The 22938-nt window shown below is 45.6% G+C and carries 16 protein-coding genes and 1 tRNA gene; 10 read left to right on the top strand and 7 right to left on the bottom strand.

Features of this window, described 5'->3' with window-relative positions; translation table 11 throughout:
- The first annotated feature begins 56 nt into the window (after positions 1–56).
- Together NCI00_RS18460 and NCI00_RS18455 are read left to right on the top strand one after the other, a co-directional pair.
- A complete protein-coding gene (locus tag NCI00_RS18460) occupies positions 57–4022 on the top strand; it encodes a phage tail tape measure protein (protein ID WP_253529956.1) in 3966 nt (1321 codons plus the stop codon).
- 132 nt (positions 4023–4154) lie between these two features.
- Positions 4155–5090 carry an LAPAL motif-containing putative phage structural protein gene (locus NCI00_RS18455; RefSeq protein WP_253529953.1) on the top strand — a complete coding sequence of 312 codons (936 nt, stop codon included), beginning with the start codon at positions 4155–4157 and terminating at the stop codon, positions 5088–5090.
- Positions 5091–5113: 23 nt separating this feature from the next.
- On the opposite strand, the gene NCI00_RS18450 is transcribed toward NCI00_RS18455, so the two are convergent.
- From NCI00_RS18450 to elbB, 3 genes are all read right to left on the bottom strand, one after another.
- Complete coding sequence (locus NCI00_RS18450) at positions 5114–6340, bottom strand: tyrosine-type recombinase/integrase (protein ID WP_253529950.1); 1227 nt, start codon at positions 6338–6340, stop codon at positions 5114–5116.
- Positions 6341–6386: 46 nt separating this feature from the next.
- A tRNA-Leu gene (locus NCI00_RS18445) sits at positions 6387–6470 on the bottom strand.
- A 54-nt stretch (positions 6471–6524) separates the two neighbouring features.
- Entirely contained in the window at positions 6525–7208 is a 684-nt protein-coding gene (elbB, locus tag NCI00_RS18440; RefSeq protein WP_253529947.1) for an isoprenoid biosynthesis glyoxalase ElbB, read from the bottom strand.
- 361 nt (positions 7209–7569) lie between these two features.
- Between elbB and NCI00_RS18435 the strand changes: the two genes are divergently transcribed.
- From NCI00_RS18435 to NCI00_RS18425, 3 genes are all read left to right on the top strand, one after another.
- Entirely contained in the window at positions 7570–8490 is a 921-nt protein-coding gene (locus NCI00_RS18435) for a LytTR family DNA-binding domain-containing protein (RefSeq protein ID WP_253529945.1), read from the top strand.
- Positions 8491–8588: 98 nt separating this feature from the next.
- Entirely contained in the window at positions 8589–10232 is a 1644-nt protein-coding gene (gene pafA, locus NCI00_RS18430) for an alkaline phosphatase PafA (RefSeq protein ID WP_253529942.1), read from the top strand.
- 136 nt (positions 10233–10368) lie between these two features.
- Complete coding sequence (locus NCI00_RS18425; RefSeq protein WP_253529939.1) at positions 10369–11775, top strand: tetratricopeptide repeat protein; 1407 nt, start codon at positions 10369–10371, stop codon at positions 11773–11775.
- A 27-nt stretch (positions 11776–11802) separates the two neighbouring features.
- On the opposite strand, the gene NCI00_RS18420 is transcribed toward NCI00_RS18425, so the two are convergent.
- Positions 11803–13677: a glycoside hydrolase family 13 protein gene (locus NCI00_RS18420; protein ID WP_253529936.1), complete on the bottom strand. Its 1875-nt coding sequence runs from the start codon at positions 13675–13677 to the stop codon at positions 11803–11805.
- 81 nt (positions 13678–13758) lie between these two features.
- Entirely contained in the window at positions 13759–14628 is an 870-nt protein-coding gene (locus tag NCI00_RS18415) for an AraC family transcriptional regulator (RefSeq protein WP_253529932.1), read from the bottom strand.
- A gap of 170 nt (positions 14629–14798) precedes the next feature.
- On the opposite strand from NCI00_RS18415, the gene NCI00_RS18410 reads away from it, so the two are divergent.
- The 5 genes from NCI00_RS18410 to NCI00_RS18390 all read left to right on the top strand — a co-directional run bounded on the left by NCI00_RS18410 (position 14799) and on the right by NCI00_RS18390 (position 19132).
- Complete coding sequence (locus tag NCI00_RS18410) at positions 14799–15467, top strand: HAD family hydrolase (protein WP_253529930.1); 669 nt, start codon at positions 14799–14801, stop codon at positions 15465–15467.
- A 9-nt stretch (positions 15468–15476) separates the two neighbouring features.
- Entirely contained in the window at positions 15477–15866 is a 390-nt protein-coding gene (locus NCI00_RS18405) for a VOC family protein (protein WP_253529928.1), read from the top strand.
- Positions 15867–16006: 140 nt separating this feature from the next.
- Positions 16007–17164 carry an MFS transporter gene (locus NCI00_RS18400; protein ID WP_253529925.1) on the top strand — a complete coding sequence of 386 codons (1158 nt, stop codon included), beginning with the start codon at positions 16007–16009 and terminating at the stop codon, positions 17162–17164.
- 88 nt (positions 17165–17252) lie between these two features.
- On the top strand, positions 17253–18053 hold the full coding sequence (locus tag NCI00_RS18395) for a DUF4905 domain-containing protein (protein WP_253529923.1): 801 nt from the start codon (positions 17253–17255) through the stop codon (positions 18051–18053).
- Entirely contained in the window at positions 18050–19132 is a 1083-nt protein-coding gene (locus NCI00_RS18390) for a septal ring lytic transglycosylase RlpA family protein (RefSeq protein WP_253529921.1), read from the top strand. The genes NCI00_RS18395 and NCI00_RS18390 overlap by 4 nt, the downstream gene beginning before the upstream one ends.
- A gap of 133 nt (positions 19133–19265) precedes the next feature.
- On the opposite strand, the gene NCI00_RS18385 is transcribed toward NCI00_RS18390, so the two are convergent.
- Both NCI00_RS18385 and nuoL read right to left on the bottom strand, forming a co-directional pair.
- Positions 19266–20849, bottom strand: coding sequence for a complex I subunit 4 family protein (locus NCI00_RS18385; protein WP_253529919.1), 1584 nt, complete (start codon positions 20847–20849; stop codon positions 19266–19268).
- A 47-nt stretch (positions 20850–20896) separates the two neighbouring features.
- On the bottom strand, positions 20897–22876 hold the full coding sequence (nuoL, locus tag NCI00_RS18380; protein WP_253529916.1) for an NADH-quinone oxidoreductase subunit L: 1980 nt from the start codon (positions 22874–22876) through the stop codon (positions 20897–20899).
- Positions 22877–22938 lie beyond the last annotated feature (62 nt).

Here is a 22938-nt window from a genome sequence, read left to right as displayed (position 1 = left end):
CTATTGACCTCTTTTGCAAGGTTGCACCTTCGCAGAGTAAGCCTAAAAAGGACGAAATGGAACTACGCGACAAATCAATCTTAGACCTGTTCATCAACGGAGAACCTGCCGTGGACAGCCTGAAAAAGCTCGACACCGAAATCGACACGCTGAAAGCAAAACAGAAAGAGTTGAAAAAAGAACTCGACATGAAAGACCTCGACCCCGCCAAACGAACGGAGTTGATTCAGCAGTACAAAGAGGTCTCCGACCGAATCCAAGACACCACCAAGGCAAAGCAGATGCTCCGCCGGGAAATGGACTTGGAAGAGCTTTCGATAAAGGAACTCAAGCAGCTACTCCGCGACTACAAAAAAGAGTGGGAAGCCGCCACCGACCCCGCCATCCGTGCCGAAATGAAAGCCCGAATGGAAACCGTCAGCGAACAGCTCACCAAAGTTGGCGTCAGCGTGCGAGGTCAACAAGGCATCTGGAGTGATTTGAAAGGCTGGATGATGAGCGCATTCACGATCACGGCCATTGTCGAAGCTGGCCGGGCGCTCTATACTTTTTTCAGTTCTTCAACCGAAGAGTTCAAGAAATTCCAAACCGCCGCCCAGGAGCTTTCGGCCATTACGGGTCTGACAGGAAAAGACCTCAAGTACCTCACCGACCAAGCCAAAGAAGTCGGCCCCACGATGGGCAAAACGGGCGAAGAAATGCTCAAGGCGTATCAGCTCATGGGCAGCGCCAAACCCGAACTATTGGCCAATAAGGAAGCCTTGGCGGCGGTTACAAAAGAAGCCATTGCCCTTTCCCATGCGGGCAAAATAGACCTGCCCGATGCTGCCCGAGTAACTGCCAACTCCCTCAACCAATTCGGTGCAGGTGCCGACCAAGCAAGCCGATTCATCAACGTCATGGCGGCTGGAGCAAAAGAAGGCGCGGCCGAAATCGTCGAAGTGGGCAGCTCCCTCAAGGCCGCTGGTACCGTAGCCAATGCCGCAGGCTTGAGCTTCGAGCAAACAAATGCCACCTTGCAAAGCATGAGCACCATCGCCCTCAAGGGTGAGCAAGCGGGTACCATGCTCCGAAACGTGCTGATTAAGCTCCAAACGGGAGCCGACGAAACCAACCCCAAAGTTGTGGGCTTGGATAAAGCGCTCGAAAACCTCGGCAAACAGAACCTTTCGACCGCCGAAATGGCCAAAATGTTCGGCACTGAAAACATCGTTGCCGCCCAACACATGGTCAAAAATCGGGAAGAAATCGGGAAGTTGACCGAGAAAATGACGGGTACCAATGAAGCCTACGAACAAGCCGCCAAAAACAACGATACCCTCGAATTTAAGGGAAATCAGGCGTTGGCCATGCTAACCAATCAGCGCGTCGAGCTTGGCGAAAAGCTGGCGCCCTACGTTGGAAAGGTCATCGACGGTTTCATCACAATGGTCAAATGGTTTGGCGAGGCCACCGAAAAAGGCCAACCGCTGCAGGTGGTTTTTCGTGGCATTTCCGAAATCGCATCTACCGTTTGGGACATCATTTCGACTTTAGCTGGAACGATTTGGGACGTCACCAAATTGGCCAACCCTTGGATTGATTCGATGGATAAGTCGGGCAATACCATGAAGGTGCTCTCGACTGTATTGTATGTGGTTGTTGCCTCCCTCAAGTCCGTATACGGTGCTATTCAAGTGGTCGTCGATGGCTTTCGCGCCTTGGTTACCACCGCCGAAACCGCATGGGCGGTACTGAAAGGTGATGTTTCGATTAGCGAAGGCCTCACGCGCATCGGTGGCAGTATCAAAACCATGTCCGACAATGCTTCCCGTAATTTTTCCAGTATCGGCCAAGGATTCAAGGATATATGGAAAGACGACGCCATCAAGGCGGCTACTACTGCAGTGGAAAAACACGGCAAAAGTGCCAAAGCGGTAGCCACCGACGTGGCCAACCACGACCTCGCTACCCACGGCAAAACCCTCACCGAAAAAGAGCAAAAGGAGCTGGCAAAACGCACCCGAGAAGCCGCGCAGGAAAAGGAGAAAGCCGAGAAAATCAAAGCCGATGCCTTGGCCGCTACCGAAGACCTCAAGAACAAAACGCAGGTTCTGAAAAACGCTCAAATTGCGGATGAATTGACCCGTAAAAAGGCGCAGATGTTGCAGGAATTGAATGAAGAAATAGCCCGTAACAACAAAGGCAAAGCCGATGCCCTTACAAAAGCTGAATACGAAATAGCCCTTCGTAATAACTACAAAACGAAGGTCGAGGCCTTGGATGCTGAGTACCGAAAAAAGCACATCGACGAAGAAACCAAGCGTCTGGAGAAACTCAACTCCCTCGAAACCCAGCAACGTAACGCCATCCAAACGGCCGAGTTCAACACTAAAAAAACGACGCTCGAAACCAACCTCAAAAACGAGAGCCTGAACGCCGAGCAACGAAAGGCGTTGCAAATGCAGTTGAACCAATTGATTCTGGATAACGAGCTTCGACGCATCCAAGTCACGGCCGATAAAGAACGCCTCGAAGCCAACAAAACATCCCAAGAATTGCTTAAGCTGGCGGGGAATGATGCCGCCAAAAAGAAGGAAATCGGCGACCAATTGGCGAACAATCTCAAGCAGATTGACAACAAAATGTTGGCCGACAAAGCGCAGGCCAATCAGGAGCATCAAGATAAGGTCAAAAAATCGGAGCTTGACGCACTCCAAGCGCGGCACAAAACCCAACAGGATTTTTTCAGCGCCTTAAAATCCCTGATGACAGGCGATTATAACAGCTTTATCAACTTCCTCAACCAAAAATATGCCAACCAAAAAGCGGCCAATAATAAGGAGTTGCAGGATGCCAATAATAAAGGACAGGCCATTTTGCAGGGTGCGCAAGTGGTGGTAAGTGCCTTGCAGAAAATGAACGAATTGAACCTGCAAAAGCAACTTGCCAACATCACAAAGGAGAAAAACGCCCAACTCACGGCGTGGAATGACCAGTACAAACGGGGCATTATCAGTAAGGAGCAATACGAAAAAGGCGTAGAAGGCATCAACAAAGAAGCCGCCGAAAAAGAGAAAGCCGAGAAGCTCAAGGCATGGAAACGCGACCAAAATATGCAAATCGCAATGGCCCTCATCAATGCCGCAATGGCCGCCCTCAAGTCAATGGCCACGATGGGGTTTCCTTTGGGTTTGATTGGCGTTGCCGCCTCGGCCGCAATGGCTGCCATCCAAATCGGTATCATAAAGCGTCAACAGCCGCCCTCGTTTCAGTACGGTGGATTCGTTCGCAATGCAGGCATTCCCGAAGGCCCGCGCCACGGCTCAAGCTACGGCAAATCAGGCATTGCCTTGGTACGCAGAGACACCAACGAGGAAGTCGGAGAAATGGAAGGCGAAGAACCGATCATGGTGCTGTCGAAAGACACCTACCGCAACAACCGTAATACCATCCACGCCCTCCTAAACAGCTCCTTGCACCGAAACGGAGCACCAATATATGCCGAAAAAGGCGCAGTCTTTGGCTCCGATGGCGGCACGTACGACAGCAACTTACGGATGTACTACCAAGGTGGAATGGTAGACGACACTGGTAGCGGCCGCCCCTCTTACAACGAGAACAACGAATTCAGCGCCGGTGGGCAAAGTGTGAATCAAGGTGGTGGGTACTACAATCAGTCGAATGCTCAGGCTGACACTTCATTCAGAGATGGAGGCTACGATAGCGGCGGTAGCAACTACAGCGAAGAGTACGGCAGCCCAGCCGACGCCACGGTCGATTCAGGCACACAAGAGGCCGTTGGCTCCACGCAAGGGGAAATTGCAAGGAGTCAAACCATGATGGAAAACATCGAAAAAAACACTGCAGCTACGGTGGCCGCCTTGGATAAGCTCGGAGTTTTGGACAACATCCTCGGCACCTTGGGCAGTATCGAAAACTGGACCCGCGAAAGCGCCCAAAAGCCACCCGTTACCGTCAACCAAATAACGCAAACGCAGCAAAACCACTCGAACGTCGATGCTCAAAGTACGTTTGGGTGAAAGCCATCTTAAATTCAAAATAATATAAATTGGACCTCAGAAGTGCTATTTGAGACATTATTATACAAATATATCTCCGTTAAATTCGTTATATTTGTATAATAAGTGCTTTATCTTACTAAAGATAAAGCAATGAATAATAGCGTAAAAATGTACGGTAAAGACAGATTCGAATATCAATATAAGGGTGAAGTAGAGGATATAGACATAAATACTTTACTATCATCTCAATTACACTTTGTTACTATAATCAATGAAGTGCAAAGGAATCTTTTTCCTGAAATCACCCTTAAAATTAGAGTTGAAGCTCCCAAAAAAGGTAGTTTTATATTTCAACAACTGTATGATTGGGCTGTAAGTCATGACATTTTTTCAAAAGACAAGGTTGAATATTGGAATAATTTAGGCGGAGTTGCCAGTGTTTTAGTAAGTTCTGTTTCTGGCATCTTTCTTTTATTTAAACACCTGAAAGGCAAAAAAGCAAAAAAATTAGAAGACGATGGCAACAACCGAATAATTGTCACCAACGATGATGGTAAAACTGTAATTATTGAGAAAAGTGTTTTTAATATATACACTTCTAATCAGGCACTAAATGAAGCTTTCAGAAAACAAGCTGAAGTATTGGAACAAGACCCGAACGTTGAAGGTATTAAAATTTTAAATACCGAAACTGGCAAAACACTCATTAACGTTCCGCGCAAAGATTTTTCCGATTTTACTAAAGGCAACGCATATTTGAACAATACCACTATTGAAAAACCCAAATCTTTAGTCCGCCTATTTATTAAAAAACCAGATTTGTTCCCTAAAAGCGATAAAGTGTCATGGGATTTTATCTATGACGGCAGAAATATAAAAGCTGTTATAGTGGATAGTGCGTTTATTGCCGAAATAAACAATGGATTAAGAGTTGGCCAAGGAGATAGTATGATAGTTGATTTGAATGTAATTGCCGAGTATGACTCACGTTTTAACACACATATTGATAAACGCTATGAAATTACTGCTGTTAAAAGTATAGAACCTAAGCCTGACTCCTCCAAACAGCTACTGATTGGAGAATAACACCTTGCCAAAAAAAGACAATACTAAATCGTAGGGAACTTCTCAATCTGCCCCTCGTAATAAAACACACCTAAATCTCTCAAATACTCAACGGTCTGCTTAATATCGGTGTGGCCACATTGCTCCTGCACTAATTTGAGGTCTTTGGTGGCACGAAAAAGGGCGGTAACGCCCGTATGTTTCCAGCCATAAAGGTCGTAATCCTTCAAATACAGCCCCATTTTAATGAGGTACCGTTTGTGGTTTTCGTACCAATAGCCCTCGCTCACGAGTTTTTCACCGGGTACGCCGCCATAAGAGAAAAGATAGAAATGGGATGGATAACTTCTGATGTTGCGCTCTATCAACATTTTCTCCAAGCCCGGAGGAATGTAGCAGTGCCTCCGTCTGCTGGTTTTTGCAATCGTTTCTTTCACCACAATCGTCTTAACGCCTAGGTCCTGAATCTGAATCAACCGCGCCTCCTGATGCGGTCGCATAAAAGTATAGTACACGAAACAAGCAAAAAACCATGTTCCATCATCCGCGTTCTCTTCACAAAGCCGCTTGAATTCCGCCACCTGATTTTCGGAAAACACCCGGTGCTTACCCTGTGTCACCGCCAATTTTCTGATGAATGTAAATGGATTATCGGTGATGATTTTGCGCCTGCAAAACTCATTGAACACCGCCGAGCAGAACCCCTTATGTTTGTTGTGGCTCTTATTGCTCAAACGTTTTTCGAGCAACACCCAGTCCGTAAAAGCATGGGCATAATCAGGCTGAAAATCCCGAAGCCTTGTTTTTTCAAGGTTCTTGAGGCGCAGGAATTCAAAGAAAATATTGGCGCAGCTGGTATAGGTTTCAAACGAACCCTTCTTTAGCGTTTTTTCCTTCAGTGCCAAAAAGTGTTCAACGGCTTCCTTAATTGTAAGGTTTCGGTTAACGAATCCTGCCCTGGCGCGTGGCGGCTTCCTTGCGGCATCGGCCACCAATCCTTTTTGAAGTTTCTCGTTGACCTCAGCAATGATTTCGTCGGCCAGTGCCACGCGAGTTTCGATGCTAGGTCCACTTATTACGATTCTTTTTCGGATTAGCTTGCCCTGTTTTTCCGAAAACACCCAAAAGCAGACAAACCACTTCTTTTTAAGGTCAGAATCGCCGGGCTTTTGCAGATAGGCTTCTTTGTAGGGGTATTCCATTTTCGACATAGACAAAAAATTTTCACCTGAATAGGTCTGCCACCATCCTGCCACCTTGACATTCGCCATAAAAAAAACGCGTTGTAAGCTATTGACTTACAACGCGTTGAATACGTGACGAAGAGGAGACTCGAACTCCTACAGGCTAACGCCCACTACCCCCTCAAAGTAGCGTGTCTACCAATTCCACCACTTCGCCATTTCCTTTGTTTGGGGTTGCAAAAGTAGTTGTATGAAAATTAATTCGCAAGTTTTAAGCCAAAGAAATTAACTTTTCTATCGCCAGTCTAATGTTTTCGCGTACTTCTACAATGTTTGCTTCCATCATGTAGCACGGAGCCGTAATGATTTTCAGGTCTCTATCGACCGCCACCTCACGCACCGACGCCATTTCGGCTACCTGACCAATGGACTCCATTCCCGCCGAAATCGCGGCAATGTCGTACGGAGATGCTTCTACGGTGGTCCCCACACTCAGGTGGGCATGAAATTCGGTTCCTTCCAGCGCCTTGGCAATCGTGGTTGGGCTCATGCACAAACCCGCAATGGGTTTGCCCTGACGCACCAAAGCCACAATTAACGTTTTGACCGACTCCAAGATTGGGCCAGACGGACCTTCAAAAGCCCATTTGGTGATGTTTTTGGCCGTACCAAATCCGCCAGGCATGACCAACCCGTCCAACTCACTAGCGTTTACATCTACAATGTCTTTGATATTTCCGCGTGCAATACGGGCCGATTCAATCAGCACATTACGGGTTTCGGGCATTTCTTGCCCTGTCAGGTGGTTCAAAACATGATGCTGATTTACGTTGGGGGCAAAACATACCGCCTCAGCTCCCAGTTCTTCAATCGCTAAAAGTGCAAAGACGGATTCATGGATTTCGGAACCGTCAAAAACGCCGTTTCCGTGCAAAAGAACACCAATTTTTTTCATTTCATCACAGTGATTTTACGTCCAAATATAGAAGAAGTAGCCCATTATTTCCAAGCATAAAAGGCAAAATCAAACTCCTAAAAAAAGCCCAGTATCCACTTTTCAAAGGATTGCTATAAAAAATAAAACAGTATAGTGATGAAAAAATAAAAACGAATAGTCCAAATAACATAGTTAGTTGTAACGGTTCTGTATCTTTTGGAAACAGTAAATATAATTTAGTTTGAAAAGGATGGTATTCAAGTATCATCCTTTTCCTGTGAATAAGCAACCCATACAAGACAACACAATGCATTTTTAGGGTTGAAATGTGGGCTGTTTATAGCGTTATACTGTCAAAAGACGCCAAGTTCGTACAACCATGAAGCACCCTACCTTGATGCCTGTTACTTTACGTGCTTTTCAACACCCTCTTTTTCTCATTATAAGCCTTATAATGGGCGTGGGGTTATTTTGGTCAATCACCTTATTTAACGACTACCGAAGCGGTGCTTCATCGCTTTTTCAAGGTGGAATAGGCAACTACTTGAAAGTGACCTTATTCTTCAACGCCCTGTTTGAAGTAGTGTCTTTCCTGATTTTTATACAGGTGGCCCCCATGTATCTTCGTCTTTTCCGAATCACGCACATCAAACTCAACCTTAAAAGTGTGTTGATGTACGAACTCCTCTTTCTGCCCTGCATTTTAGGTTCCATTGTTATCTTCAGCCCCCTCACCAACGGAATTAGGTACTTATTCCTTTTTTATCCTTTCTACTCATGGGAAACGTATTTCCCGACCTATTTTTTTCAGCCGAATATGTTTATGGCGTACTTAAACGTCTTGCTGCCTTTTGGGTATATATACCTGAATTCCAACCTATTGCTAGACTACAATGAGTGGAAGCACAAAAACCTTCATAACACAGACTCCCCTGACCAGCCTGTGCCATTGTACATCAAAGCCATTGAAGCGTGGGACGATTTGGGAGAGACCATTTTGTCCTTACAGGATATTATTTATATTGAAGTAGAGTCCAATAACTATTTTGCGTATACAAAGGGGCGAACCTATAACATTCGCAAAAATTTGTCTGAATTGGAGGCCGAACTCAACCCTCAGCAGTTTTATCGCATCAATCGCTCGGTGATTTTAAACCTCAGCTTTCTAAAAACCTACACATTTTTAAAAAATGACAAATACATCGTCAGACTTAATGACAGCAAAACGGAGTTTGTGATGCAGCGTGCAAGGGTTAAGGAACTCAAAAAGCGCTTAAACGAGACCAACCCTCCTGCATAAAAAAACCATTCCGAGAGAATGGTTTGGCATTTTTAAGTATTTTTAAAAACTTGCCGTAAATTCGTCCCGATTTCTCTTTTCAAACTACACCTGATATAATGCACTATCTTAAACTTTCGTTGGCAATCCTGTGTACAACTACCCTATTTGCCCAAACCAAAAAATCAACTTCATCGCCCGAAAAGCTGGCCCGCCCTAAACTCGTAGTGGGCGTAGTGGTAGACCAAATGCGCTACGACTATTGGTACCGTTATTTTGATAAATACAGCGAAGGCGGTTTTAAGCGCCTCTTACGCGAAGGATTCAACTGCCGCAACCACCATTATCATTATGCCCTTACCGTAACCGCCGCCGGCCACGCCTCAGTGTATACAGGCTCTACGCCCGCCATTCACGGTATTGTAGGGAATGATTGGTACGACCAAAAACTAGGCAAAGGAATGTACTGTGTAGCCGACAGCACGGTTCAATCGGTCGGCACAAGCAACTCGGCGGGCAAAATGTCTCCCAAGAATTTATTGGTCAGCACCATCACCGACCAACTGCGCATCGGTAACAATTTCCAAGGAAAAACCATCGGCGTTGCCATCAAAGACCGGGGCGCGATTCTTCCCGCTGGTCATACCGCCAACGGTGCCTATTGGTTTGACAGCCGTACTGGTAACTGGATTACGAGTACGTTTTACATGAACGATTTGCCACAGTGGGTCAAAGATTATAACGCCAGAAAACGCCCATCAGAACTGATGAAGCAAAACTGGAATACGCTGTTGCCCATTGAACAATACACCGAAAGTACCGCCGACGACAAACCCTACGAAGCAAAAATTGCGGGTGCCAAAAAATCCGTTTTCCCGTACGATTTGGCAGGAATAGCAGGCGATGCCTACGGCATTCTGGCAAGTACACCGCACGGCAATACCATCACCAAAGAAATTGCGCTTGAAGCCCTCAAAAACGAAAACCTCGGCAAAGGAACAGCCACCGATTTTTTAGCCATCAGCTTTTCTACCCCCGACTACGTAGGTCACGCTTTCGGCCCTAACTCCGTAGAGGAGCAGGATATTTACCTACGCCTCGACCGCGACATTGCTGAAATCCTAACCACGCTTGACAAGCAGGTGGGTAAAGGCAACTATCTGTTTTTCATTTCGGCCGACCACGCCGTGATGGATGTAGTTGAACTCTGGAAGCAAAACCGATTGCCCGCAGGTCGCCTCAACATCGGACAAATAGTAGCCGCTGCTAAAGCCGCATTGAAAGAGAAATTCGGCGAAGGCGATTTTATTACCATCTCTGAAAACTACCAAATCTACCTTAACCACGCCACCTTGGAAGCCAAGAAACTAGAGGTAGCCGATGTCTGCAAAGTGATTCGTAAAAGACTCCTTGATTTTGACGGAATTGCCGATGTGCTCAATCTGCATGATTTGGGCAATGCCAATATCAATGAATATTTGCTCACCTTGTACAAAAACGGCACGCACGTAAAACGCAGCGGCGACATTCAGATGGTTATTGAACCGGGCTGGATGTCGGGCTCTTCAACCGCTACGCACGGGGCACCGTACAATTATGACACGCATATTCCGTTGTTGTTTTATGGCTGGGGAATTAAGCCCGGAGAAACCTTTGGGCGAACTTCGGTAGCCGACACCGCCCCTACTTTGGCGGCATTACTTAAAATTTTAGAGCCCAGCGGAAACATCGGAAAAGTGATTGAGGATGTCATGAAAAAATAAATCTTCTGACAATCAATCACATCAAATTCCTCCAAAATAGGTTGCTGAATTTAGTTACAGGATATTTTGTTAAAAATTTGACAACAAAAGATTTTTTCCTATCTTTCGAATAAGACCTTACCCATACATTCAGGATATGCAACCAGAATTCGAGGAAAGACAACCAGATTGGCGGGACTCAGTGCAGCGATTTGAGGTAATGCTTAAAAACCACGAACGCCAATTTTTTGATTTAGATGCCTACGAACATATCGTGGAGCATTACATTGGAGAAGGGAACTGGGAACGCGCCCTCCAAGCCTGTGAATTCGGCCTTGAGCACTTCCCTTATTCGCTTGAACTAATGCTTGACAAAGCCCACCTGCTGGCGCAAAATCAACGATTTGATGAGTCGATTAACCTGCTCGAACGGGCCGCGCTCTTCAACCCCCACGATTTGGATGTGCTGTTTATGCAGGGGGGAGTTTACAACATGATGGGCGAATACGAGCAGTCGGTAGAGGTGTATGAACAGATGCTCAATTTCATTGAAGAAGAAGAAAAAGACGATATTTTATTTCAGATTGGCCAAGCATACCAAAACGGCGGCAAATACGAAGAAGCCATCGAAAGGTATAAAAAAGCGCTTGAACATAATCTTGAAAATGAAAATGCGCTTTATGAACTCGCTTTTTGTCTGGAAATCACAGGGCAAATGGAGAATAGCATCGACTATTACAATGAGCTCATTGACCGTGACCCTTATTCTTCCAATGCGTGGTACAACCTCGGCATTGTTTACAGCAAACTCGGCCGCTACGACGAAGCCTTAAACGCTTACGACTACGCCACGGTGATCAAGGAGGATTTTGCATCGGCCTATTTCAACATGGCCAATGCCTACATGAATCTGGAGCGCTTCGAAGAAGCCAAACAGGCGTATTTGCTCACGTTGAAACACGAGCCTCCTTCGGCCGATTTGTATTGCCACTTGGGTGCGAGTTACGAAAAACTCAAAGATTTCGGCACTGCCCTCACCAATTACCGTGAAGCCCTCAAACTCGACAAAGAATGGGACGAAGGTTGGTTTGGGGTGAGTGTGTGTTTGGCCGTGGAGGGGAAGTGGATTGAAGCCCTCAACTGTATTCAAAAAGCCATTAAACTCAACGAACACGTTGCGGACTATTGGCTGATTCAGGCCGACTTGGAATATAAAATCGGCAATTTAGTATCCAGCAATGAGGCCTTTGAAAAAGCGGCTGAACTAGAGCCTGATTTTGAAGATGTGTGGCTCAAATGGTCATTGGTGTTGTTTGACCAAGGACAATTTGACCGCGCCTACGAAATCATCCAGCAAGGCATCGACGACATTCCCGACAACGCAAGCCTCTACTATCGAGCTACGGCCTATCTCCTGCACGCGGGCGATTATCGGGAAGCTATTCTCAACCTTGAAGTGGCGCTTACCCTTGATTACGAAGCCCACGAGCAACTGTATGATTTCTTTCCAGAACTGGAAAAACAGAAGGCATTATTCAAATTAATTGAACAATACAGAAAATAAGAAAGGGGCCTCCGCCCCTTTCTTATTTTATTTCAACTCCAATACCCACGCCGTCATGGCGGGCACTTTTAAGGAAGCCAAAGAAGAAATCGTTTCTTCCGTCAATGCATTTTTTGCCGTGGTAAAGCCCTGCATCCGTTCGGAAAAACGGGCCGTTTCGAGCGTAGCGGCCTCAGCGTTCGTATTCATTACTACCATAATGGTCTTCTGCGCGTTGTGACGAAAGTACACGTAAAAGCCGTTTTGGGGAATAAACTGCGTGAATTTGCCGCTGTGCAATGCAGGCGTGTTTTTGCGGTAATTAGCCAATTTCTTAACAAAATCAAAGGCTTCGTTCTCCTGGGCCGTCCGTCCCGAAGCCACAAATTTATTTTGGGTATCGGTCTTCCATCCTCCCGAAAAATCCCGACGTACTTCGGCATCAGTAGGATTTTTGAAGTTTTTCATCAAGACTTCCGTTCCGTAATAAAAGTGTGGAATCCCGCGCGTAGTCAGCAGCCACGCAACGCCCAACTTGTATTTGTTGAAATCCTCCCCGATGACCGAAAAGAAGCGGTCGGTATCGTGGTTCTCCAAAAATGTAACCATTTTGGAAGGGTCATAATAAAGAAAATCCTGCGCTAAGGCATGATACACTCGGTTGATGCCACCATCCCAACCAAAAGATTCTTTTAGTCCGTCATTAATGGCCTGAAAGCTGGGGAAATCGCAGGTACCGGGCTGATTACAAGCAAAAGGAAACTTTACATTGTTTCGTACATAATAAGACAACGAAGCAGGGTTGGTCACCCAAGTTTCTCCAAAAATCAATAGGTTTGGATATTCATCCATCAACGCCTGATTGCAGCGATTCATGAAAGGCATATCGTTGTACTTGTACGTGTCGATGCGCCATCCATCCAACTTAAATTCTTCGGTACTCCAAATGGCGTGTTGAATTAAATAGTTGGCAAAAAAAGGACTGCGTTGGTTGACATCTGGCAAAAAAGGCGTAAACCAGCCATCAGTTAGGTATTTTCGGTCAATGTTGGCCCCGTTAGGGTCAGTAATCGCTTGTTCTTTGTGGGTGGTGCCAGTGTAGGAAGGCCACGTATTAAACCAATCTTTGGTGGGCGGGTCGAGGTACATCCAATGGTCTTCCGAAACGTGGTTATAGACCGCATCCTGAATCAGTTTCATGCCGCGCTGATGCAAGGCCGTCGAAAGCTGCTTATAGCCTTCATTACCGCCAAAACGTCGGTCAATTTTATAATGATCGCTGAAATGATAACCGTGGTAAGCCGCCTGTAAATTGCCGTGTAACTCTTTTTTGAGTTTGGTATCATTTTCAATGACGGGCGTATTCCACAGCGTAGTTACGCCCAATTCCTGCAAATAATCCAAGTGATTTATAATGCCCTGAAAGTCGCCACCGTGACGAAGGAAAGGCACATTTTTGTCGGCTTTAGTATCGAGCATATCTTCAAAACGGTCGTTTGACTCGTCGCCGTTGGCAAAGCGGTCGGGCATGAGCAAGTACACAAAATCCGAAGAATTAACCGGAATGGGTTGGTGGCGTTTGGTGCTTAAAACGAATTTTTGGGTGGTTTTGGCACCTCCTTGGGTAAACACCAACGACATGGTTCCGGGTTTTGTCGCTTTTGAAATGACCAAATCCACAAACAAATAATTGGGATTTTCAACGGTATGCGTTTTGAGCACACGCACCCCAGCATAGTTTACGCTCACGGCCGCTTTGTGGATATTTTTGCCGTATATGAGCAGCTGCACATTCGGGTTTTTCATCCCTATCCACCAATTCGTGGGGTGAATACGCTGAATTTCGAGCGTTTGCGCTACCAACACAGCATTTACTGAAGCCAACAGAAGGCTTAAAATCAAGCACTTAGTAAATTTCATCATAGGAAAAGTTATTTTAATTCTCAAAAATAATCAAAAAACTTTCCCATCCATACGCAGGTTCAACGCATACCATTGAAGATGTTAAGACAACGGATAAAGCGCCGTTGAAAACTGCCGCCGGTACTCGCCCGGGCTTTGGTGAGTGAGCTTTCGAAAGGTGCGGTTAAAATGAGATAGATTATTAAAACCGCATTCATACGCGACCTCGGCCACATTTATATTTTGCAGAAGCATCACGCGGGCATGGTTGATGCGGTAGTCGTTGACAAATTCTGTAAACGTTTGATGGGTCATTTTTTTGAAATAACGGCAAAAAGCGGGCAAGCTTAGATTGACGGTTTCGGCCACATCATTGGGGTTTATTTCGGTTTGGAAATGCGTCTCGACAAACGAATAGATTCGACGCAAGCGCTCCGTTTCCTTGGGCGGAACGTCGGGGCTATTGGCTTCCGAATGCAGCAATTCAAAGTCGACCGCCAAGGCCATTTCATGCAATACCCACAGCAACGTCATCATGCGCTCGAATCCCGTTTGCGTGGGCATCTGTTGGATTTTCTCTCCCACTTTTCGCTTGGTATCCCTCCCAAAGGCCAATCCCCGTTTTGACTTTTCAAAAAGCAATTGAATGGATTCCATCTCTACGTTTTTCAAAAACTCTTTGCCTAAGAAATCCTCACGCAATTGAATGACAAACTCCTCAAAATCACTACTTTGTCCGTAAGCAAAATTTAGATGCGGGATATTGGGACCGATGAAAACCAATTCGCCGTCTTCGTAGCGCGACAAATGCCGACCAATCTGCCGACGTCCTTTTCCGGCGGGGATATAAACGATTTCGTATTCGGGATGATGGTGCCAGTATACCCGGCAGCTTTCTTCGTCGGTGGCATGATAGAGCCGAAAGGAATTTCCGACGGTCGGCTGTATTTTTTCAAATTCTAAACGTGCCATTTTGCTTATTTTGACACATAATTACAAAAAAAAGTCAATGGAGTGTTGTAAGTGGCAAACAAAATCGTAGAGTTGAACCGAAAATTGGCCGTAAATTTGTATCATCATTAACTCATTTATCGATAATGGATGTTTTTGTATCTCAATAATATCCCATTTCTTATTTTATTATGTCGCAACTTGCAGTAATATTTGACATGGACGGCGTCATTGCCGACACCAACCCCACCCACAACGTAGCCTGGCGTAAATTTCTCGACCGTTATGAAATAGTGCCCACCGAAGATGACCTTCAAAACCACATGTACGGCAAGCACAACAGCTATATTCTCAATTATTTTTTAAAGCGGGAATTAATGGCCGAAGAACTGCTGCAATTGCAATTTGAAAAAGAAGCCTTGTTCAGAGAATTATACACGAGTATTGTTGAACCATTGCCCGGATTGTTGCCATTTTTGACTGATTTAAAACAAAATGGGGCCAAACTAGGCATTGCAACCTCCGCACCAGTCGAAAACTTGGAAATGATGGTGGGGCAAATCCCGTTGCTGAACGAAGTAATGAGCTCTATGCTTTCCGAAAAAGACGTCACGAAGCATAAACCCAACCCTGAAGTGTACCTCAAAAGTGCCGAAAGACTGGGTGTTTCGCCTTCACAGTGCGTGGTTTTTGAAGATTCGGTTTCGGGTGTAAGTGCCGGATTAGCCGCTGGGATGAAAGTAATTGGGGTCACCACGTCTCATTCTTCCGACGAACTCCCACCGTGCAGCGCTTACATCAACGACTACCTAAACATGTCGTATTCGACTGTTCTACAATTAATTAATGCAACGTTATAATCTACCCCCATGTACATCGAACACCTAGCGCTTTGGTGCCGTGATTTGGAGCGGATGCGCTCATTTTATGAATTGTATTTTGGGGCCGTTTCCAACGAAAAATACGTAAACGCCAAAAAGCAATTTGAGTCTTATTTTCTCTCGTTTGAGCAAGGTCCACGGCTAGAAATCATGCAAATGACTGGTATACCCGCGCATTCAAACGATGTGTATGCGCAATTTACGGGCCTGATTCATTTTGCCGTTTCGGTGGGAAGTGAAGAAAAAGTAAATGGATTCACTGAGCGCCTTCGCAGTGCTGGCTACGAAGTGGTCGGCGAGCCTCGCTGGACGGGAGATGGTTATTACGAAAGCGTCGTATTTGACCCGGAACAAAACAGAATTGAAATTACAAATTGAGTTGATAGAGTATGTGCTTTGTTTCATCAACAATATGATTGAGTCATAGACAACGAAAAGCACTTAGTTTTCAAAATAAAATATACATTCAAAATAAAGGGCGCGGTGTTATCCGTATTTGAGCCTCCTTCAGTTAAAAAATGACAACCCATTTAAAAACTTATTTTACCCACAGCAGGAGTTTAGCCATTGGCGCCATATTTGCGTCGGTGGGATTTCTGTTTGGCAATTGGGTTACTTGGATTCCTTACGTAAAGCAGAAATTTGCCCTGAGCGATGCCCAATTGGGCCTGCTTTTACTAAGTATGCCTCTTGCCTCCACGCTCACCAACCCTCTATCTGCACTCATTCTCAACCGATTCGGAATGCGTGCAACCACTATTTGGGGACTTACGGGCATGGCACTTGCGTATTCATTGCCCGTCAATGTACCTTACCTCTGGATGACCTCCATCGGATTAGGTCTGATGGGTATCGGCATCGCCTTTACCAACGTAGCCATGAATACCTGCGTTACGTCCATTGAGCGTCAGGATGGCATCTACATTATGTCAACCTCACACGGGATGTTCAGCGCAGGCGGCATGATTGGCTCGGCACTGGCAAGTATTTTGATGGGGCTTAAAGTCTCCCCTGCCCTGCACATTGCGGGCGTATCGGTACTCATTATTTCCGTGGCGTTTATTGCGCGCCCCATTGTTATGAGTATTCACGAAGAAAAACGTACAACCACGGAAGTTCCTAAATTTGCGTGGCCCAATCGTATATTAATGGGCATGATTGCCATTTCCTTCTGCACCAACGTCACCGAAGGCACCATGGCCGACTGGACCGCCGTGTACATGCGCGATATTGTGAAGTCAAACGACTTTTATATTGGCTGGGGATTTGCCTTTTATGCGTTATTTATGGCCTCTGGAAGGTTCATCGGCGATTCGCTCATTCCCCGTTATGGAAGTCGAAAAATACTGGTATCGGGCGGAATTTTGGCCGCAATCGGCATCATGATTGCGGTGCTTTTGCCCCATACCTCTACTGCCATTCTTGGTTTTGGAATGGTTGGCGCGGGGGTTTCATGCGGAGCACCTATCCTCTACGGCAGCGCAGCTCGAGTACCCGGAATGGCCAAAGGTGCGGGCCTTGCTGCCATGAATACGTTCAGTTTGGCAGGATTTTTGGCCGGCCCAGCTATCATTGGCTTGGTATCCAGCGCCCTCAATCTATCGTTTGCTATCGGTTTAGTAGCCATTTTAGCACTGATATGGGCATTTTTATCCAGCCGTTCCAAGTTGTATTAATCTCCGACCAAAAGCAGAAAGGTTTGATAAACTTTTCTGCTTTTGTTACTTTTGGCCAATTATAGGAACAACTTTATTCAGGCCAATTTTGCTCACACCTCAACATTTCTCCTTTTCGCTTCCAGTTTGGCGTATTTTATACGACACCCTTCCTAATGAGAAAACCTCCCCACTTTTAATCTTTGAGCTACGCGATAAAAACCAGTTAAAATGGGCTGCATTTGATTGCGAAACAAGGGCGGTTTGTTGGAAACATTCTTTTCCAGAAACCACTTGGTGGACCAGTGCCATCGGCTTTTATTCGGGCATACTTTTGCTTCACGAATATGCAGGGAGTGAACAGCCCGCTCCCAAAAAACTCATGGCGATAGAGGCGTTAACTGGCCGACTGGCTTGGGTTTTGGAAGGATGTAAATTTGAACATACCGATGGAACAAACCTCCAAACCTCCAGAATGCGTCCTGAAAGTGCCCCAATTCTGGAAAACAGGGCCCTTAGCACGGGAGAAATCCTTGAGTTACCCTGTGCTTCAGCCCAAACTGTCTCCCCCCAGTGGCGCGCTCCTGTTACTTACGAAGAAACCAACCCTTATTACTTAACAATGGCTCAATTCATTGAAAAAATAACGGGAAATATCCCTAAAAAAGCGATAAATTATGGTGAAATTTCTGGACATCTATTGTTTTTTTACTACTTTTACCCCACTAACGCTGTTTCATTATCCCGGTCTATATTGGTAGTAAATTCGACGAAAACAGTTCTCCTGCACGAAACGATGCTCTCGGACGTGGAGAGTGCCGCTTTCGGCGATTATTTGTATGATAACCACCATATTGTTTTATTAAAAAAAGTTGACGAAATTACCGTAATAAAATTGCCCAGACCATGATAAAGCGCGTCGGATTTTGCCTTGTAGTGTTAGGATTATTGTGGGGAAAAACGACCCACGCAACACCTTCCCGCTCTTCTTTGCCCGATTCTACTGGTAGTGAGACCAAAAACGGTCAATCTTTTGTGATTCATAAAGTAGACCCTGGACAAACATTGTACGCCGTGATGCGGAAGTACAAAACAACCCTAAAAGCGATAAAGGATGCCAACCCTGGAATGAAAGATAATTTGATAACGGGGCAAGTATTACGCGTACCTTCACAAGCTCGCTCTTCATCGCCAAAAACGGCCACAAAAGAGCCCGAAAAAGCGCCCGAAAAGGATAAGTTGGTCCTTGATTACGAGATTAAACCCAAAACGGAGTCGACCGTAACCATAAAATCAGAAGAGGATAAGCCAAAACCAGAAACCCCTAAGGTGGAGGAAGAAGCCAAACCTATGGAAGTGGCAACCGAGAAAAAGCCAGAGGATGTAAGTAACGCTAAACCTGTCGCAACTGTCTCAAAAACAGGACTTCATAAAGTAGAAGGCGGACAGTCGTTGTACGGAATTGCGGTTAAATATGGCGTTTTGATGGCCGATATTCGTCGCTGGAACGGTCTGACTTCTGACCAACTTCGTTCTGGTCAGGAATTGATTGTAGCCGAACAGGCCTTTCAGGATTATTTGAAAAAAAATAAATTGGATTCGGTTAAATTGGCGGATGCGAAGAAGACAAACGCCGAAAAAACCCCAGTGCCCGTTGTTCGTCCCGAAGACCCCACCAACTCAAATCTACCCGAACCTAAAATTGCCAATACTGGCAAGCGTATTTTGGAAACAGGAGTAGCTGAGGTTTTGGAGGGAATGGATAGCAACAATAAATACCTCGCCCTTCACCGTACGGCGCCCGTTGGCTCGTTGATTCAAGTCAAAAACATGAACAACAGCCAAAGCATTTGGGTGAAAGTGATTGGAAAATTGCCAGACATCAGCGCAAACAACCGAATTATTATCAAACTCTCGGCGCGTGCGCAGGAAAAACTTTCTCCCGGCGGTCGGCAATTCATTGCTGAAATCAGCTATTTGGCACAGTAACTTCGTTTAGCAGAATATACAAACGCCTCCCAAGTAAGAACATCGGTCTACTTGGGAGGCGTTTGTGTTTTTGACAAAACCCTCGGTTGAGGTCTTTCAATCCTTTTTTTACAGCGTATAGTATAGCTAGGTATTATTCAAATATCTTAAGCAGATGAGACACGGTCTTATCTGATAAGCTAAACAACCATCCCGGAAAAATCCCTAATGCAAATGACATAAGCACCAACGGAATCAGCATCCATTTTTCCAATCGGTTCAAGTCAGAAAGAAAAGGCAGTTCGGTCGGATTCTTGGCCCAAGGTTTTCCAAAAAACATGCGCTGAAAAGTCCAGAGAAAATACGCCGCGGCCAGTATTATCCCCAATGTTCCCAAGGCAGTCAACCACACGGGCAGCCTATTTGACTGAAAACCACCCATCAGCGTAAATAGCTCGCCGATAAAGCCCGAAAAGCCAGGTAAACCTAGGGAAGCAAAAAAAGTAATACCCGTGATAATGGTATATAAAGGCATGTATGAAATCAAGCCCCGATAGTTGTCAATGAGACGGTTGTGGGTGCGGTCGTACAAGACCCCAACCAATAAAAACAGCAGTGACGAAAGGATTCCGTGGCTCACCATTTGGTATACCGCACCGTTGAGTCCTTCGGCCGTAAGCGAGGCAATCCCCAGCACCACAAAGCCCATGTGCGACACTGAAGAATAGGCAATCATCTTCTTCAAGTCATTTTGGGCTAAGGCATTAAAGCCCCCGTAAACAATGGAAATCACCCCCAATACCGCTAACGTAAAGGCATATTCGGCGGCGGCATCGGGGAAAATAGGATAAGCAATTCGAAGTAAGCCATAGCCACCGATTTTTAAGAGGACACCCGCCAACACTACCGAAACAGGCGTGGGTGCTTCAACGTGCGCATCTGGCAACCAAGTATGCAGCGGAACAATCGGCAGCTTAATGGCAAAACCAATAAACAGCAACCAAAAAGCAAGCATCCGCGAAGGCATTCCCAACAGCGTAATTTCACCACTCGGAGTGAGAATACTATCAGGCAAATAATTACGTCCGTCGGTCATTAACCGTAAATCAAACGTATGCACCATCGTTTTGGCAAGTTCTGACTCATAGGGGTCAATGACTGAAATATAAAGACCAATCATGACAATCAGAATCAACAGCGAACCAACAAGCGTATAAAGGAAAAACTTGATGGAAGCGTATTCACGACGCGGCCCTCCCCACAATCCAATCAGGAAATACATGGGTAAAAGCATGAATTCAAAAAACAGAAAAAACAAAAAGAAATCCAGCGCCAAAAAGCACCCCATGATACTCGTAGTCAGCAACAGGTACAACGAATAATAGGCTTTTTCGCGTTTGGCGATTGAAAATGAAGAAAAAACGCCCACCATCATCACAATGGATGAAAGCATAATTAAGGGCAGACTGATGCCGTCAACGCCTAAAATAAAATCAATAGAGACCGTTCCCAAACTTCCCATCGACAGCGTAATCCAGTCGGCTTTTTCCACCATTTGAAAATCGGCGGTTTGGGTTGAAAAAAAGTAATAAACGACGGCTGAAACCACGACTTGACACGCGCAGAAAAAAACGGCAATCCATTTGAAAGCCTCTTTTTGGGAGTTGGGGAGCAATGCAATCACCACCGACCCAACGAGCGGATGAAAAGTAAGAAACGAGAGTAGATGAGGAATCATAATAGTACGTTAGCCAATACCCAAAAGCGATATTTGTTGCCGATGGCCTAAAAAAACAAAAAAATCATTAGTAAAACACCCAAAAGCATTACCACAAAATAGGACTGAACACGCCCATTTTGCAAATTTCGAATCCTGTTTCCGACAAACCCCGCCAACCAAGCCAATGCGTTTACCACACCATCCACGATCAATTTGTCAAATCGCCCAATGGCATGGGCACCAATCACGGTGACATAACCTACGCCATTGACCATTACATCAATCATCCGTCGGTCTATCCTATTCGTCCAGTACGCTATTTTCTGTAAAGGCGCAATCAAAAACACATGGCGGTCGGTTTCATCAGCGTGTTCATTCAACCATTTCAATCTGTTCCGTATTTTCTCAAACAAAGAAACAAACAGCTTTTCAATCACGTCATGAATCCCTTGCAGCAACATAATGAGGGAAGGTAATGGCCCAATTGCCGTGGAATAAAAGCCGCCTAACAGCCCGATAGCAACGACCAAAACTGACAGTATAGCCACCATCCCGTGCCCCGTTTCGGCCGCCTCAACGGGAAACATTCGAAAAAACCACCCGTGGGCGGCATCGGCTGGATTGAACGAAAACCAAATAAAAAAAGACAGAATTGCCAGAAGAATAACGGGCACTTTCATGAAAGAATCTGCATCATGAACAATTTGTTCGTGGCGGTATCCTCCTTGGTTTTCGCCGAAGAAAACCTGTTTCCATTGTCTGATAACGTAGAAAGCAGTAAGACCCGCCGAAATTAAGCCTATCACTGGAATAACATAAGCGATGCCCCCTGTGTGTTTGGCCCACTCAAAGGCTCCAATCAAAATGGCATCTTTGGAAAGAAATCCTGAAAAAAACGGCAAACCTGCCAGTGCAGCGGCACAAATCGTGTAAGCCCAAAAAGTAACGGGCATTTTTTGTCGAAGCCCGCCCATTTGGCGTGTGTCTTGGGTATGAACGGCATGGATGATTATGCCAGCGCACAAAAACAAGCCAGCCTTAAAAAAAGCATGGGTCAATAAATGAAACAAAGCGGCTTCTTTGGCTCCCACGCCCATTCCCATCACCATCAGGCCCAGTTGAGAAACCGTTGAATACGCCAATAGTTTCTTAATATCGGTCTGAAAAATAGCCCTATACGCTCCTAAAAGCATGGTTATGGTGCCGATGATGGCCACCACAATCAGAGCGTCGGGCGTCAGAAACGGATGAATGCGTCCGAGTAAAAAAATACCAGCAGCCACCATCGTAGCGGCATGAATAAGGGCCGAGACGGGCGTGGGCCCCTCCATTGCGTCTGGTAGCCAATCCGAAAGCGGAAATTGAGCTGATTTGCCAATGGCCCCACAGAATAAACAAACCCCAATGACGGTAAAAAGTACGGAAGATTCTCCAGAAAGAACGCCATCCTGATGGGTCAAAACCGAGAATTCTGTTGTGCCAAATTGCCAAAATACCAACAAAATACCGATCAGGAAGCCCGCATCACCGATACGGTTCAACAAAAATGCTTTTTTGGCCGCCCAAACCGCCCGTGGTCGCTCGTACCAAAAACCAATCAGTAAGTAAGAAGAAAGGCCCACCAATTCCCAAAATACGTACATCAACAACAGACTGCCTGCCAACACAATCCCCAACATTGAAAAAACAAAAAGTTGTAAAAAAGCAAAGTACCTCCAACGCCCTGGCTCATCGTGCAAATAACTTATTGAGAACAATTGAACTAAAACCGCGACAAAATGCACCACCACCAGCATCATAAGGGTTTGGTTGTCTACCAAAAAGGAAAGCATGATGGGCTTACCGTTCATAGAAAACCATTCGACCAAATAAACCTGAGATTGATTGAGTGCTTGATTAAGCATCACCAACGAACCACCTAAACCCGTAAGAGTGAGGGCGATGCCAACGTATCCGGCCCAATTATTGGCCCGTTTTCGAAAAGAGAACAAACCAATAAAACCAAGACAAGGGAAAACAAGAAGTAAAATCAAATAAAGAGACATTCGGGTTGAGGCAAAACCTTTTCGGCAAATATCAGGCAAATCGGGTGTTTTTACAAAAAAGG

This window comes from Runella salmonicolor (genome assembly GCF_024158025.1).
Lineage (GTDB): Bacteria > Bacteroidota > Bacteroidia > Cytophagales > Spirosomataceae > Runella > Runella salmonicolor.
The sequence above is the reverse complement of the archived record's forward strand: the minus strand, read 5'-3'. Positions and strand labels throughout refer to the sequence as shown.

Excerpts from the sequence above, each read along its gene's own strand:
- pafA (WP_253529942.1), top strand. The coding sequence starts at position 8,589 with ATGCACTATCTTAAACTTTCGTTGGCAATCCTGTGTACAACTACCCTA.
- NCI00_RS18435 (WP_253529945.1), top strand. The coding sequence starts at position 7,570 with ATGAAGCACCCTACCTTGATGCCTGTTACTTTACGTGCTTTTCAACAC.
- NCI00_RS18390 (WP_253529921.1), top strand. The coding sequence starts at position 18,050 with ATGATAAAGCGCGTCGGATTTTGCCTTGTAGTGTTAGGATTATTGTGG.
- NCI00_RS18405 (WP_253529928.1), top strand. The coding sequence starts at position 15,477 with ATGTACATCGAACACCTAGCGCTTTGGTGCCGTGATTTGGAGCGGATG.
- NCI00_RS18400 (WP_253529925.1), top strand. The coding sequence starts at position 16,007 with ATGACAACCCATTTAAAAACTTATTTTACCCACAGCAGGAGTTTAGCC.
- NCI00_RS18385 (WP_253529919.1), bottom strand. The coding sequence starts at position 20,849 with ATGATTCCTCATCTACTCTCGTTTCTTACTTTTCATCCGCTCGTTGGG.
- nuoL (WP_253529916.1), bottom strand. The coding sequence starts at position 22,876 with ATGTCTCTTTATTTGATTTTACTTCTTGTTTTCCCTTGTCTTGGTTTT.
- elbB (WP_253529947.1), bottom strand. The coding sequence starts at position 7,208 with ATGAAAAAAATTGGTGTTCTTTTGCACGGAAACGGCGTTTTTGACGGT.
- NCI00_RS18420 (WP_253529936.1), bottom strand. The coding sequence starts at position 13,677 with ATGATGAAATTTACTAAGTGCTTGATTTTAAGCCTTCTGTTGGCTTCA.
- NCI00_RS18460 (WP_253529956.1), top strand. The coding sequence starts at position 57 with ATGGAACTACGCGACAAATCAATCTTAGACCTGTTCATCAACGGAGAA.
- NCI00_RS18450 (WP_253529950.1), bottom strand. The coding sequence starts at position 6,340 with ATGGCGAATGTCAAGGTGGCAGGATGGTGGCAGACCTATTCAGGTGAA.
- NCI00_RS18455 (WP_253529953.1), top strand. The coding sequence starts at position 4,155 with ATGAATAATAGCGTAAAAATGTACGGTAAAGACAGATTCGAATATCAA.
- NCI00_RS18425 (WP_253529939.1), top strand. The coding sequence starts at position 10,369 with ATGCAACCAGAATTCGAGGAAAGACAACCAGATTGGCGGGACTCAGTG.
- NCI00_RS18415 (WP_253529932.1), bottom strand. The coding sequence starts at position 14,628 with ATGGCACGTTTAGAATTTGAAAAAATACAGCCGACCGTCGGAAATTCC.
- NCI00_RS18410 (WP_253529930.1), top strand. The coding sequence starts at position 14,799 with ATGTCGCAACTTGCAGTAATATTTGACATGGACGGCGTCATTGCCGAC.